This window comes from Arthrobacter sp. HY1533 (genome assembly GCF_027568515.1).
Classification (GTDB): domain Bacteria; phylum Actinomycetota; class Actinomycetes; order Actinomycetales; family Micrococcaceae; genus Specibacter.
In genome coordinates this window covers 19694-31973 of sequence record NZ_JANKZF010000012.1, presented here as the reverse complement: position 1 = coordinate 31973, position 12280 = coordinate 19694, and the positions used below count along the sequence as shown (strand labels likewise).

Genomic DNA, 12280 nt, shown 5'->3' with positions numbered 1-12280 from the left:
TCGGCCGGCTTGGCCGGCTTGGCTAACCGGCCGTGCGCACCACGTCGAGAATGGCTTTTGCCGTCTTGACATCCGTGGCCAGCCGCCGGAAATACCTCGCATTGGCCCCGCCAACAATGCTGCGCACCTTCTCCACGCCCACGGCAACCGCCACGGAACAGGGAATGGTGCGCAGCAGCGCCGGCGGGGTTGCGATCATGTTTTCACTGCCCGGGAAGTGAATCTCAGTCCCGTCGACATCAAAGAAGTTCAGGCAGATGTCACCTGCGGCACGCGACAGTGAGTCATTGTCCTTGGGTATGAAACGGGAGATGGAGCTTCTCGTGGTGGGTGGCGCCCCGATGCCCAGCAGGGCACCCTTGGCTGAGTCCCACAACCGCTGGATCCGTTGGAAATCGGGGTCGTGTTGCAGCAGCGCAAACATGTCCGGGGAGGGCAGCGCCTGCGTCCACAGAAAGGCCGGCCGGGCGCCGGTCTGTTCAGCCATGGCGCGGGCAATTTCATTTGTCTGGTACCAGGGTTCCGGCTCGGTCTGGCCACCCACGGTGGGCACCACAATGACACCGGGCAGCTGGGGCAGCTTGGCCCCCGCAAGTTCGTAGATGGTCCGGCCTGAGGAGGCCAGCAGGATGTCTCCGGGTGCCAGCTCCATGTCCCGGATGGCCTCGCCCACCAGGGGCGCCAGGCCTGCACGCAGACGGCCGGACTGGTCGCCTTCCGCCAGGTACACCTTTTCCAGCCCCAGCGCCCTGGCCAGTTCGTCGGCCAGTGATTCCGTCGCGCCAGTGGAGGGGTGGACAACTTCGATCCTGACCATGCCGATGCGCCGGGCCTCCGTTAGCAGCCTGCTGACTGTGGGCCGTGAAACCTTCATGGTTTCGGCAATCTGGGCCTGGTTCACATCCTCCAGGTAGTACATGTGGGCAGCCTGGTACAGGGTTTCCACGGGAAACCTGCTTTCGACGCCGCCATCGGCGGCAGCAGTCTCAGTCGCCAAACGCTTACTCCCTGGTTGTTTTCCCGGGCCTGCCCCACGGCAGGCCCGCACCCATGGTAGCCCGAAGCAGGGACGTTGTGAACAAAATTTCACGGTTCAGGGTTTCAGAAATTATGTTCTTGACATTTGTTCAGGGCGGATTCACACTTGAATCATTGACCTGCATCACACTTCCACTGGAGAAAACAATGACCACCACCGCTGTTGAAACCGTTGCCGCATCCACGTCCCTGCCCACCACCATGCAAGCCGTGGTTGTCCACGGCCCCGAAAACTACGTACTGGAAACACTTCCCGTCCCCGTCCCCGGCCCGGGCGAACTGCTCATCAAGGTTGAGGCAGTGGGCGTCTGCGCCAGCGACCTGAAGTGCTACCACGGTGCACCGAAGTTCTGGGGCGATGAGAACCGCCCCGCATGGGCACAGGCCGGCGTCACGCCCGGACACGAATTCATTGGCACCGTGGTCCTCGGCGACGGCGCCGGCCTGGCCCACCACGGCCTGGAAGTCGGCGATCGGATTGCCTGCGAGCAGATCGTGCCCTGCGGCGAGTGCCGCTACTGCGTCCGCGGCCAGTACTGGATGTGCGGCCCCCACGACATGTTCGGCTTCCGCAACTACAACGGCGCAATGGCCGAATACGTATTGGTCCCCACAAAGGCCCTCACCCACAAGGTTTCCAAGGACCTCGCACCGGCGCACGCAGCCTTCGCCGAACCCCTCTCCTGCTCACTGCATGCCGTGGAGCGCGCCGAGATCAAGTTCAACGACGTCGTGGTCATCGCCGGCTGTGGCCCCATCGGCCTGGGCATGGTTGCCGGCGCCAAGGCCAAGAACCCGCTGAAGGTCATCGCCCTGGACATGTCAGACGACAAGCTGGCCCTGGCCACCAAGTGCGGCGCGGACATGGTCATCAACGTCGGGCGCGAGGACGCCGTCCAGATCATCAAGGACATGACTGACGGCTATGGGGCCGACGTCTACATCGAGGGCACCGGCCACCCGTCCGCCGTCGGGCAGGGGCTGAACCTGCTGGCCAAGCTGGGCACCTACGTCGAATACTCAGTGTTCGGCTCCGACGTCACCGTGGACTGGTCCATCATCAGCGATGACAAGGAACTCGACGTCCGCGGCGCCCACCTGGGCCCGCACTGCTGGCCGGCCGCCATCAAGATGATCGAGTCCGGCATCCTGCCCCTCGATGAGATCTGCACCGACCAGTTCCCCCTGGACAAGTTCCAGGAAGCCCTGGACCTGGTTGCCGACACAGCCGGTGCCTCCGTCAAGGTCTCCATTCTGCCGGGCGCCGCAAACTAGCCTCCCAGCCACACCCTTCCACCATTCCCATCAAAACAAAGGCGTTTTCCATGACAGCATTAAGCGGCCGGCCACTCGTGGCGGCGGAAACCTGGCTCGACCGGATCGGCATTCCGCACTCCCTGCGCTGGGGCTTCCTGGCAGTCCTGGTCTTCATGACCGGAAACGGTGTTGAATCCAACTTCATTTCCCCCCACATGGCCAACGCCCTGGGCAGCCAGGCCGCATTGGTGCCAACCATCATCATGCTCTACGGCGTCGCCGTCACGGTTGCCTCCTACCTTTCCGGCGCCCTGTCCGACCTGGTGGGGCCGCGCCGGGTCATGGCCCTGGGCTTCGCCTGCTGGGTGGTCTTTGAAGTCCTGTTCCTGTTTAGCCTGGGAACAGGTTCGGCCACGGCCATCTTCGCCACCTACTTCTTCCGCGGCCTCGGCTACCCGCTGTTTGCCTTCGCCTTCCTGGTGTGGATCAACAACGTTGCCCCCACCAAAAGCAAGGGCACGGCCGTTGGCTGGTTCTACGTCATGTTCACCGGCGGCCTGCCCACCTTTGGTTCGCTGTTTGCCCTGGTCTTCATCCCCACCTTCGGCGGCGGGGCAACGGGTGAAAGCAAGACGCTCTGGGCATCGATCGCCCTGGTGACGCTTGGCTTTGCCCTGGTGTGGTTCGGTGTGAAGGAGCCGAGCGGCTCGCAGCGCAGCGCCCCCGCCCACGAGTCCACCGCCAAAGTTCTCACTTCCGGCCTCCGGCTGCTGCGCACCGAACCGCGTGTTCTGGCCGGCTTCATTGTCCGCCTGATCAACACGGCCCCGCAGTACGGCATGTTTGTCATCCTGCCAGCCGTCATTGGCGGCCAGCTGGGCTGGACGCAGACCCAATGGCTCATGATGACAGTCATTGTTTACGCCTCCAACATTGCCTTCAACGCAGTTTTCGGCGCCATTGGAGACAAATGGGGCTGGGTGCGCACTGTCCGCTGGTTCGGCATCCTGGGCTCCGCCCTTGGCCTGCTGGCCTGGTGGTACGTGCCGCACCTGGTGGCCCCCGGCTCCGACTGGGGCTACTGGCTGTCGGTCCTGGCTGGCGTCGTTTTCGGAATCCTGCTGGCCGGCTTTGTGCCCATGGGCGCCATCATGCCGGCACTGGCACCCACCCACCAAGGTGCCGCCATGGCCATGTACACCACGGCCGCCGGGGGCGCAGCCTTCCTGGGTGCCGCCGTCGTCGCCATCGTCCTGCCCTGGGGCGGGAACACCGGCGTCGTTTGGGCTTTCGTCGCCCTCTACGGCGTGGCCTTCGCCCTGACCAACTTCCTCAAGGTGCCGGAAGACTCTTCCCGCAACCGCCAACACTGAGAAAACCCAAGCTAGACAAACCTGGAGCAGCAATGACCAAGATATTCAATTCACCGGCAGATTTTTCGGACGACCAGTTTGAGGGCTTCCTGGACATCTACTCGGACCGCCTGCGCGGAGTGGCCGGCGGGGCCGTTGCCCTCCGCGCCGGCGAACCGCAGGTGGCTGTGGTCATTGGCGGCGGATCCGGCCACTACCCGGCCTTCGCCGGGCTCGTCGGAACAGGATTCGCCACCGGCGCCGTGGTGGGGAACATCTTCACCTCGCCGTCGGCGGCCCAGGTGTATTCCGTGGCCAAGGCTGCCAACCAGGGCCGCGGCGTGGTGCTCAGCTTTGGCAACTATGCCGGCGACAACATGAACTTCGGCATTGCGGCCGAGCGCCTCCGCAAGGAAGGCATCGACACCCGCATCGTTGTGGTCACCGACGACATCGCCTCGGCCGACGACGAGGCAAAGCGCCGCGGCATCGCCGGGGACTTCACGGTCTTCAAGGTCATGGGCGCCGCGGCCGCCGCGGGCCTGGACCTCGACGGCGTCGAACGTGCCGGGCGGGCGGCCAACACCGCAACGCGCACGCTCGGCGTCGCCTTCACCGGCTGCACCATGCCGGGCGCCGACAAGCCGCTCTTTGACGTTCCCGAGGGGCACCTGGGCCTGGGCCTGGGCATCCACGGGGAGCCCGGTATCAGCGACGAACCCATGCCCACGGCCTCCGCACTCGCGGACATGCTGGTGGAGAAGCTGCTCGCCACCGCCCCAGCCGGCGCAGGAAACAGGGTGGGAGTGATCCTCAACGGCCTCGGCACCACCAAGTATGAGGAACTGTTCCTGCTATGGGGGCCCGTCTCGCGGCGTTTGCGCGCCGCCGGCCTGGAACTGGTGGATGTGGAAGTGGGCGAGCTGGTGACCAGCCTGGACATGGGCGGCACCTCGCTGACGCTCATGTGGCTCGACGAGGAACTTGAGACGTTCTGGAAGGCGGACGCCTACACCCCCGCCTACCGCAAGCAGGCGGCCCCCGTCGCAGCATTGGAGGCGTTCGCCCAAGATGGCGCAGAGGCGGAACTGGATGCAGCTGTGGCCCCGGAGTATTCCGGGGCCTCGGCCCGGCTGGCCGGCGCCGTGGTGTCCGGCCTTGAAATCATGGCCGCGACGCTGCATGAACACGAGCAGCGCCTGGGCGAGATCGATGCCGTTGCCGGCGACGGCGACCACGGCCGCGGCATGGTCAAGGGCGTCGACGCGGCACTGCGGACTGCCCGCCAGGCCGCCGGCGGTGGTGCCGGGGCCGCATGGGTGCTGCAGCGTGCGGGCCAGGCCTGGGCCGAAGAAGCCGGAGGCACCTCGGGAGTGCTGTGGGGAGCCGCCCTGGAGGCCGCCGGAACCACCCTGGAGAACAACCGCCCCAGCTACACCCCCGAACACTATGTGGCGGCAGCGCATGCATTTGCCGACGCCATCATCGAGCTGGGCCGCGCAACCATCGGCGACAAGACACTCGTGGACGCCCTGCTGCCCTTCACTGAAGCCCTCGAGGCCGCCGTCTCCGAAGGGGTTGAATTCGACGCCGCCTGGCAGGGGGCAGCCGCCACCGCCACGGAGCAGGCCGCGGCCACCGCCGCCCTGAGCCCCAAGCTGGGCCGGGCCCGTCCGCTGGCAGCCAAGTCCGTGGGCACGCCGGATGCCGGCGCAACGTCCCTGGCGCTTCTGGTCACTGCGCTGTCAGGGCTGCCGGCAGCTGCCGGACGCGCCTGACCCACAACCGAACAAAAGCTAAGGAACCCACCATGAACCAGAAATTGCGCGTTGTCATCGGCTGCGACGAAGCCGGAGTCGACTACAAGGAGATCATCAAGAAGGACCTGGCCGCCAACGGCCTGGTCGCCGAGGTCATCGATGTTGGCGTGGACCCCAACGACAAAACCGCCTACCCCCACATCGCCGTCAACGCGGCAAAGCTCGTGGCCGACGGATTCGCCGACAGGGCCATCCTGTTCTGCGGCACCGGCCTGGGCGTGGCCATTGCCGCGAACAAGGTCAAGGGCATCCGCGCCGTGACTGCCCACGATTCCTTCTCCGTGGAGCGCTCCGTGCTGAGCAACAACGCCCAGGTCCTGTGCATGGGCCAGCGCGTCATCGGCGTGGAGCTGGCCCGCCGGCTCGCTGCAGAATGGCTGGGGTACTCCTTTGATTCATCCAGCGCCTCGGCCGACAAGGTCGACGCCATCTGCGGTTACGAGGCATAGCCATGGAGCAGACATTTGCCGGCCGCACGGTCGTCGTCACAGGCGCCGCCAGCGGCATTGGAAACTCGGTGGCGCGCCACTTCGCCGAACGCGGGGCCCAGGTATTCGGCGTGGACCTCAGTGAAACGGTCCATGCGGAGATGGCCAAGCTGCCAGGCAGCGGGCACCAGGGCATCGCCCGGGACCTGACCGCCGAGGGCGCGGGAACCGCCACGATCGGCCAGGTCCTGGCTGCCGCCGGCAAGGTGGACGTCCTGGTCAACTCCGCCGGCATCGTGCTGCTGGACAAGGCCCTGGAGCTGAGCGAACAAAAGTGGGATGCAACGCTCGCCGTGAACCTCACGGCCAGCTTCAAGATGGCCCAGGCCGCGGGCCGGGCCATGACGGAAGCCGGTTACGGGCGCATCATCAACCTTGCCTCGCAGGCCAGCGTCATAGGTCTGGATGAGCACGTGGCCTACTGCGCCAGCAAGGCCGCCATCCTCGGCATGACCAAGGTCCTGTCCATGGAATGGGCGCCGCGGGGCGTCACGGTCAACGCCGTGTCCCCCACCGTGGTCGAAACGCCCCTGGGCAAACTGGCCTGGGCCGGCGAGAAGGGCGAGGACCTGAAAAAGCGGATTCCCACGGGCCGGTTTGCCCAGCCGGAGGAGGTGGCCTCCCTCATCGCCTACCTGGCCGGTGAGAACGCAGGCATGATCACGGGCGAGAACATACTGATCGACGGCGGCTACTCCAGCATCTAGCCGCACCCGGTACGGCCCACACTGCGGGACGGCTTCCCGTCCGCACGGCCGCATCGCCTAGGCTGTTTCCATGAGCGAGATCATCAACCTACAGGCCACTTTCATCCCCAACGAGGACGAGTTCTTCCGCGTGAAGCTTGCACTCGAGATTGCCATCGAGCAGGTCGTGGAAGAGGCCGGCTGCATCCAGTACGAAATCACCGAGGAATCGGAAGAGAAGATTGTGCTGACCGAGCAGTGGGCGTCCCAGGAAGACCTGGACCAGCACAGCAAGGGCATCGCCGTGCAGGACCTCAACGAGTCCCTCAGCGCCCTGCTGGCCGAGCCCGTCCAGCTGGTCCGCCTCTAACCGAGGCACCCTGCCGCCGAGTCTGACGGAAAGCAACGCGTGATTTCCCGAGTCTGACGGAAAGCGTCCGCAGAGACGTTGCGCAACGTCGGATTCGACCACGCTCCGTCAGACTCGGCGCTGAAAGCCCGACGGCGGCCCGACCCGCCAGCGCAATGAGGCCCGTCACCGGAAGGTGACGGGCCTCATTTGTTGCTGCGGGTCCGGCGCCTACTCGGCTGCCGGCGCCTCGGCCTGCTTGGCGGCCACGGCTGCGTGGACTTCCTTCATGTCCAGGGCCTTGACGGCGTCGATGACCGAGTCCAGCTGGGTGCCGTTCAGGGCGCCGGGCTGGGCGAAGACAAGCACCTTTTCGCGGAACGCCATCAGCGTGGGGATGGAGGTGATGTTGGCTTCGGCAGCCAACTGCTGCTGTGCCTCGGTGTCGACCTTGCCGAACACGACGTCGTCGTGCTTCTCGGAGGCAGCCTCAAAGGTGGGCGCAAAGCGCACGCAGGGCTGGCACCAGGACGCCCAGAAATCAACGATCACAATGTCGTTGCCTTCAATGGTGGGTCCAAAAGATTCTGTGGTGATTTCAACTGTAGCCATGGTTTCCACGGTACGTGACCGCAGAAACCATGGCTACCGGTTTCGCTGAGCGCGTGAGCCCCGGCTACACGCCGTGGGGTTGGTGCGCGGTGAGGAACTTGCGCCCACCGAAGATCACGGCAGCACTGACCAGCACCATTGCCGCGGCCACCCAGAACGTCACGGCTGCGGAGGAGTGCTCGGCGATCTTGGCGGCCAGGAATGGTGCCAGGGCCCCGCCCATCCAGCGCACAAAGTTGTAGCCGGCGCTGGCCACGGGGCGCGGCGAATCCGAGACGGACATGGCCATTTCGGTGAACAGCGTGTTGTTGATGCCCAGCAGGGCGCCGGAGGCAATGGTCAGCACCACGATGACCGTGACGGAGTGCCCGGCGGAAAGTGCCAGGCCGGCCAGGATCAGCATGAGGCCCAGCAGGGAGGCGGTCAGTGACGTGGTGGCGCCGAAGCGGCGCTGCACCACGGGGGCCACGAAGACGGAGAACACGGCCACGGCCACGCCCCAGCCGAAGAACACGGCTCCGATTCCGTAGGCGTCAAAGCCCAGGATGAACGGCACGAACGCCAGGATGGTGAAGAAGCCGTAGTTGTAGAAAAGTGCACTGCCGGCCGTGGTGCGCAGGCCCTTGTGGCCCAGGGCCAGCAGGGGGTCGCGCAGCCGGGTCTTCACGGCGGGGGCCGGGGTCTTGGGCAGCAGCACCACCAGCAGGATGAAGGCGATGGCCATGGCGGTTGCGGTGCCGAAGAACGGTGCACGCCACTGCCAGCCACCCAGCAGGGCGCCCATGAGCGGGCCGAGCGAGAGGCCCAGCCCCAGTGCGGCCTCGTACAGGATGATGGCCGTGGCCGCGCCGCCGGAGGCTACGCCCACCATGACGGCAAGGGAGGTGGCCACGAACAGCGCGTTGCCCAGGCCCCAGCCGGCCCGGAAGCCCACCAGCGCATCCACCGAGTTGGACATCCCGGAAAGGGCGGAGAACACCACGATGATGCCCAGGCCGATCAGCAGGGTCTTCTTGCCGCCGATCCTCGAGGACACAAATCCGGTGACCAGCATGGCGATGGCCGTGACCAGGAAGTAGCTCGTGAACAGCAGCGAGACCTCACTGGGCGTGGCCTTCAGGTTCTCGGCGATGGCCGGCAGGATGGGGTCCACCAGCCCGATCCCCATGAACGCGAAGACGGCCGCGAAAGCCACCGCCCACACCGCCTTGGGCTGCTTGAGCATTGACGACTTTTCCGATTGGAGCGCCCCGCCACCTTGGTGGTGTGTGTCCGTTGCGGCACTGGCCTGCACTGTTTTCTCCTTGTTTGGTTTCTTCATAAAGTTCGACGCCGGGCGCCCGGGCCCAGCACGCGGCCGAGATGGGCGGCTGCTTCAGCCGGCAGCGGACTGCTTTGCCAAGGCCTCATTGAGCTTGGCAATGGCGGGGATGGCGACGGAAATGGCATCCCGCTCCCCCTCGTTGAGGGTTTCCAGGGCCCTCGCCATGGCCGCATTGCGGTGCTTGTTTTCCTTCGCCCGCATGGCCTGTCCCTGCTCGGTGAGCCGGACAAGGACCACCCGGGCGTCGTCGGGGTCGGCGACGCGTTCCACCAGGCCGGCAGTCTCAAGCTTGATGACCTGCTCGGTGGCGCTGGGCACCCTGATGCCGGAGTTGCGCGCAATGGCGCCCACCCGCAGGGGCTCCTCGGCGACCATGTTCAGCGTGCTCAAGTGCGCAATGCTGAGGTCACCCTCGGGATCCATGGAACGGACCAGGAACACGGCCTGGCGCAGGATGTCGCGGTAGCGGCGGGCAAGTTCAAGCTGGCTTTCGTTCATAATTAGGTAGCCTAACTATTAGGCTACCTAACAGTCAAGTACCTGTGACAAAACAGCCAGACGCACCTTCATGGATTCTTGGACACGCGGACACACCAAGTTCACAGGGAGTTCACCTGTTTCACCCAAGCTGGGGGTGTTGACTAACGATTTCAAGGAAGCAGCGATGACTTTCACACCAGGAGACCCCATGACACGCCCCATTCACCACCGAGCTTTCATCGACCCCGAGCACCATGACGTGTGGCCAGTCCTGGCCAAGGACGAGCCCGTGGCCCTGGTAAACAGCCGCGGATGGCGGCTGTCCGGCCGCGTGGAGACACTGTCCAACGACCGCCAGTGCCTGTGGATCCAGCTCGACGCCGGCATGGGCCGCCAGCTGATCCACCACCAGGACGGATTCGTGCTCGAAAGCGAACAGCGGGCCAGCTAAACCGCACACAAAAAAAGCGCCCGGCCCCTTTTGGGGACCGGGCGCTTCTGCAATTCGATCTAGTCTTCCGGGCCGATCATGTCCACAAACTCCCGGGCCTCCGCCGCCCCGATCTCGGCGTGGCCGCGCAGCAGCGCTGCGGCCCCATCCCTGTCCCCTGCCCGGGCCAACTCCTTGATGGCGTCAAACACCTGCTCATTCAACCGGGTGCTGGCAACCTCACGCACGTCATTGCCCCTGGAAACTATGGCGCGGTAGCGGTAGCTGCCGGCCACGGGGTTAGGCACCTGCTGGGCAGCAGCCTGCACAGCCGCCGATGGAAGAGCTGCTTCCGGAGCCGGGGATGGCGCATCCACGGGGGCGGCATTGATGATGTCCTCCACCGTCCAATTCGCGTCCATGGGCGGCAGGCCGGGGACAACCTCCACCGTTGCGGGGGTCCCGTCACCTGCCGGGGCGTCCCCGGCGGCGGAAGGATCAGCGGAAACGGCAGGCACGACCGGTTCCGGCGTGGGCTGCGGGAACTGTGCCAGGGCCGCCACGGCGGCGGCAGACTCTCCGAGCCCCAGGCGAGTGGCCTTGCGGTACTCCTTCACGGCATTGAGCACCTGGCCCTGCGCGATCATGGAGTAAATCCTGCGATGCTCCTGAGGACTCAGGCGGGAACTGGCTTCAACGGCATCTTCACGGGTGGGCTCGCGGCCCCGGCGGGGGCCGCCGACGGCCTGGTTGCCAGTCTTGTTGCCGGCTGGCCTGTTGCGCCGGCCCAGCAGCCGAACAGCAACAACTGCGGCAATGACAATGACAAGCACAATGAGCAGCGGCACCAGATATTCCATGCCTTAACTGTAGTTCGCCCCGGCCCGCACGGAGGTGCCGGGCAAGATCCGGGAAACAAAAAACCCGGAACCAGGCGAAGATCGCTTGGTTCCGGGTTTTCCGGTGCGGTGGCAGATACTGGATTCGAACCAGTGAAGGCGTTGCCAGCTGATTTACAGTCAGCCCCCTTTGGCCACTCGGGTAATCTGCCATGGCCAGCCAAACCCAGCTTCAGGTCCGACTTTCGCCCCCAGCAAGTGGGAGCAGTAAAACAATACAGGGGATTTGCTCAAGAATAAAATCGAGCGCTCTCAGCGCCTCAGTTCGGCCAAATTCCAGGTTGGTGGCGGTACATTTCCTGCTCCAATCGCTGAGTTCGGATTGCCTGTCCGGCCCGCTCAGGCATCCGCCGTGCCGCCCTGGATCCGGCGGACAAGCTGGCGTTCCAGGAAGGCAGCCTGTTCGGCCGTGACCTGCTGCAGCGCAACGGCGCGCGCCATGTCCTCATGGACCCCGGCAATGCGCTGCTCCGTGGAGTTCGGCGGGGATGCAATGATGCTCGCCGGGTCAAGAGTCGGGGCGCTGCCGCCCACCAGGCCTGGCGCCCCCAAAACTGCTGCAGCGGCCAGGGTGACGGCGGCCATGGTGGTTGCAACGGATTTCCTGGCAACCTTGGGCCCGGTTCCGATGGCGGGCAACCCCGTCAGAGGCAGTGCGGCGGCTTTTGCAGCTGGGTGGGGTTCGGTTCCGTTGGCAGACATCGTTCCTCCTGGTGTGGCGGTCTCTACACAAGCAACTATGCCGAGGCCACATGTGCAGTTGCCGTAGGGACCCTACGAGGATTCTGTGAGCGGCAAATCCCCCTACTCCCCACTTGCGCCCCTCGCGCGATAGCGCCTCGCGCCCTCCCAAATCTCGCTTCGCTCGACTTGGGGCCCTCGGGCGATAGGCTTAGATCCAAGTAAATCGCCCATATTTTTTGGAAGGTGGAGCAATCATGGCAAGTGAGTCAACGTTTGACGTCGTCAGCAAGGTCGACAAGCAGGAGGTGGCCAATGCGCTGCACCAGGCCCAGAAGGAAGTCATCCAGCGCTACGACTTCAAGGGGGTCGGCGCTGAGATCGACTTCAGCGGCGAAAAGATCCTGATCAAGGCCAACTCCGAAGAGCGCGTCATGGCCGTCATGGACGTTTTCGAATCCAAGCTGATCAAGCGCGGCATCTCCCTGAAGTCCCTCGACGCCGGCGAGCCCTTTGCATCCGGCAAGGAATACCGCCTTGAAGCCGAAATCAAGGAGGGCATCGCCCAGGACGTGGCGAAGAAGATCAACAAGCTCATCCGCGACGAGGGCCCCAAGGGCGTCAAGTCCACCATCCAGGGCGACGAACTCCGCGTGAGCTCCAAGAGCCGCGACGACCTGCAGGATGTCATGGCCCTGCTGCGCAAGTTTGAGGACGCGGACCTGCAGTTCGTGAACCTGCGCTAGTCCGCAGCAACCCAAGGCGCCCGCGCACTGGAACCCACCGGCGAACACCCGGTGAATTCCCAGTGTGCGGGCGCCTTTTTGCCCTTGTGGCGGACCTTTCCCGGGCATAGGCTCTTGA

Annotated in this window: 14 protein-coding genes and 1 tRNA gene; 8 read left to right on the top strand and 7 right to left on the bottom strand. The window is 65.0% G+C overall.

The window, feature by feature from the left end; translation table 11 throughout:
* Positions 1-22 precede the first annotated feature (22 nt).
* Complete coding sequence (locus PCK14_RS10750; protein WP_269938491.1) at positions 23-997, bottom strand: sugar-binding transcriptional regulator; 975 nt, start codon at positions 995-997, stop codon at positions 23-25.
* Positions 998-1185: 188 nt separating this feature from the next.
* On the opposite strand from PCK14_RS10750, the gene PCK14_RS10745 reads away from it, so the two are divergent.
* The 6 genes from PCK14_RS10745 to PCK14_RS10720 all read left to right on the top strand — a co-directional run bounded on the left by PCK14_RS10745 (position 1186) and on the right by PCK14_RS10720 (position 7011).
* Entirely contained in the window at positions 1186-2313 is a 1128-nt protein-coding gene (locus PCK14_RS10745; RefSeq protein WP_269938490.1) for a zinc-binding dehydrogenase, read from the top strand.
* A 50-nt stretch (positions 2314-2363) separates the two neighbouring features.
* Complete coding sequence (locus tag PCK14_RS10740) at positions 2364-3668, top strand: RbtT/DalT/CsbX family MFS transporter (protein ID WP_269938489.1); 1305 nt, start codon at positions 2364-2366, stop codon at positions 3666-3668.
* 32 nt (positions 3669-3700) lie between these two features.
* Positions 3701-5425, top strand: a complete 1725-nt coding sequence (locus PCK14_RS10735; protein ID WP_269938488.1) for a dihydroxyacetone kinase family protein — start codon at positions 3701-3703, stop codon at positions 5423-5425.
* 32 nt (positions 5426-5457) lie between these two features.
* Entirely contained in the window at positions 5458-5916 is a 459-nt protein-coding gene (locus PCK14_RS10730; protein ID WP_269938487.1) for a ribose-5-phosphate isomerase, read from the top strand.
* A 2-nt stretch (positions 5917-5918) separates the two neighbouring features.
* Positions 5919-6662 carry a GolD/DthD family dehydrogenase gene (locus PCK14_RS10725; RefSeq protein ID WP_269938486.1) on the top strand — a complete coding sequence of 248 codons (744 nt, stop codon included), beginning with the start codon at positions 5919-5921 and terminating at the stop codon, positions 6660-6662.
* 70 nt (positions 6663-6732) lie between these two features.
* Positions 6733-7011, top strand: a complete 279-nt coding sequence (locus tag PCK14_RS10720) for a putative quinol monooxygenase (protein WP_269938485.1) — start codon at positions 6733-6735, stop codon at positions 7009-7011.
* Positions 7012-7221: 210 nt separating this feature from the next.
* Here PCK14_RS10720 and PCK14_RS10715 read toward each other — a convergent pair whose 3' ends face one another.
* The 3 genes from PCK14_RS10715 to PCK14_RS10705 form a co-directional block, all read right to left on the bottom strand.
* Positions 7222-7602 carry a thioredoxin family protein gene (locus tag PCK14_RS10715; protein ID WP_269938484.1) on the bottom strand — a complete coding sequence of 127 codons (381 nt, stop codon included), beginning with the start codon at positions 7600-7602 and terminating at the stop codon, positions 7222-7224.
* A 64-nt stretch (positions 7603-7666) separates the two neighbouring features.
* The gene (locus PCK14_RS10710; RefSeq protein WP_442864701.1) at positions 7667-8827 is read right to left on the bottom strand and encodes an MFS transporter; all 1161 of its coding nucleotides are present in this window, start codon (positions 8825-8827) and stop codon (positions 7667-7669) included.
* A 150-nt stretch (positions 8828-8977) separates the two neighbouring features.
* On the bottom strand, positions 8978-9424 hold the full coding sequence (locus PCK14_RS10705) for a MarR family winged helix-turn-helix transcriptional regulator (protein WP_269938482.1): 447 nt from the start codon (positions 9422-9424) through the stop codon (positions 8978-8980).
* 190 nt (positions 9425-9614) lie between these two features.
* Between PCK14_RS10705 and PCK14_RS10700 the strand changes: the two genes are divergently transcribed.
* A complete protein-coding gene (locus PCK14_RS10700; RefSeq protein ID WP_269938481.1) occupies positions 9615-9857 on the top strand; it encodes a hypothetical protein in 243 nt (80 codons plus the stop codon).
* A gap of 59 nt (positions 9858-9916) precedes the next feature.
* On the opposite strand, the gene PCK14_RS10695 is transcribed toward PCK14_RS10700, so the two are convergent.
* The 3 genes from PCK14_RS10695 to PCK14_RS10685 form a co-directional block, all read right to left on the bottom strand.
* Complete coding sequence (locus PCK14_RS10695) at positions 9917-10696, bottom strand: hypothetical protein (protein WP_269938480.1); 780 nt, start codon at positions 10694-10696, stop codon at positions 9917-9919.
* Between the two features lie 109 nt (positions 10697-10805).
* Positions 10806-10887: transfer RNA gene (locus PCK14_RS10690), tRNA-Tyr, on the bottom strand.
* 187 nt (positions 10888-11074) lie between these two features.
* Positions 11075-11437 (bottom strand): hypothetical protein, encoded by a 363-nt coding sequence (locus tag PCK14_RS10685; RefSeq protein ID WP_269938479.1) that lies wholly within the window; start codon positions 11435-11437, stop codon positions 11075-11077.
* 236 nt (positions 11438-11673) lie between these two features.
* Between PCK14_RS10685 and PCK14_RS10680 the strand changes: the two genes are divergently transcribed.
* The gene (locus tag PCK14_RS10680) at positions 11674-12162 is read left to right on the top strand and encodes a YajQ family cyclic di-GMP-binding protein (protein WP_269938478.1); all 489 of its coding nucleotides are present in this window, start codon (positions 11674-11676) and stop codon (positions 12160-12162) included.
* The last annotated feature ends 118 nt before the right edge of the window (positions 12163-12280 follow it).

What these genes read in the sequence shown, in the direction of transcription:
- PCK14_RS10745 (WP_269938490.1), top strand. Translation starts at nt 1,186, where the DNA reads ATGACCACCACCGCTGTTGAAACCGTTGCCGCATCCACGTCCCTGCCC.
- PCK14_RS10740 (WP_269938489.1), top strand. Translation starts at nt 2,364, where the DNA reads ATGACAGCATTAAGCGGCCGGCCACTCGTGGCGGCGGAAACCTGGCTC.
- PCK14_RS10735 (WP_269938488.1), top strand. Translation starts at nt 3,701, where the DNA reads ATGACCAAGATATTCAATTCACCGGCAGATTTTTCGGACGACCAGTTT.
- PCK14_RS10730 (WP_269938487.1), top strand. Translation starts at nt 5,458, where the DNA reads ATGAACCAGAAATTGCGCGTTGTCATCGGCTGCGACGAAGCCGGAGTC.
- PCK14_RS10725 (WP_269938486.1), top strand. Translation starts at nt 5,919, where the DNA reads ATGGAGCAGACATTTGCCGGCCGCACGGTCGTCGTCACAGGCGCCGCC.
- PCK14_RS10720 (WP_269938485.1), top strand. Translation starts at nt 6,733, where the DNA reads ATGAGCGAGATCATCAACCTACAGGCCACTTTCATCCCCAACGAGGAC.
- PCK14_RS10715 (WP_269938484.1), bottom strand. Translation starts at nt 7,602, where the DNA reads ATGGCTACAGTTGAAATCACCACAGAATCTTTTGGACCCACCATTGAA.
- PCK14_RS10710 (WP_442864701.1), bottom strand. Translation starts at nt 8,827, where the DNA reads ATGCTCAAGCAGCCCAAGGCGGTGTGGGCGGTGGCTTTCGCGGCCGTC.
- PCK14_RS10705 (WP_269938482.1), bottom strand. Translation starts at nt 9,424, where the DNA reads ATGAACGAAAGCCAGCTTGAACTTGCCCGCCGCTACCGCGACATCCTG.
- PCK14_RS10700 (WP_269938481.1), top strand. Translation starts at nt 9,615, where the DNA reads ATGACACGCCCCATTCACCACCGAGCTTTCATCGACCCCGAGCACCAT.
- PCK14_RS10695 (WP_269938480.1), bottom strand. Translation starts at nt 10,696, where the DNA reads ATGGAATATCTGGTGCCGCTGCTCATTGTGCTTGTCATTGTCATTGCC.
- PCK14_RS10685 (WP_269938479.1), bottom strand. Translation starts at nt 11,437, where the DNA reads ATGTCTGCCAACGGAACCGAACCCCACCCAGCTGCAAAAGCCGCCGCA.
- PCK14_RS10680 (WP_269938478.1), top strand. Translation starts at nt 11,674, where the DNA reads ATGGCAAGTGAGTCAACGTTTGACGTCGTCAGCAAGGTCGACAAGCAG.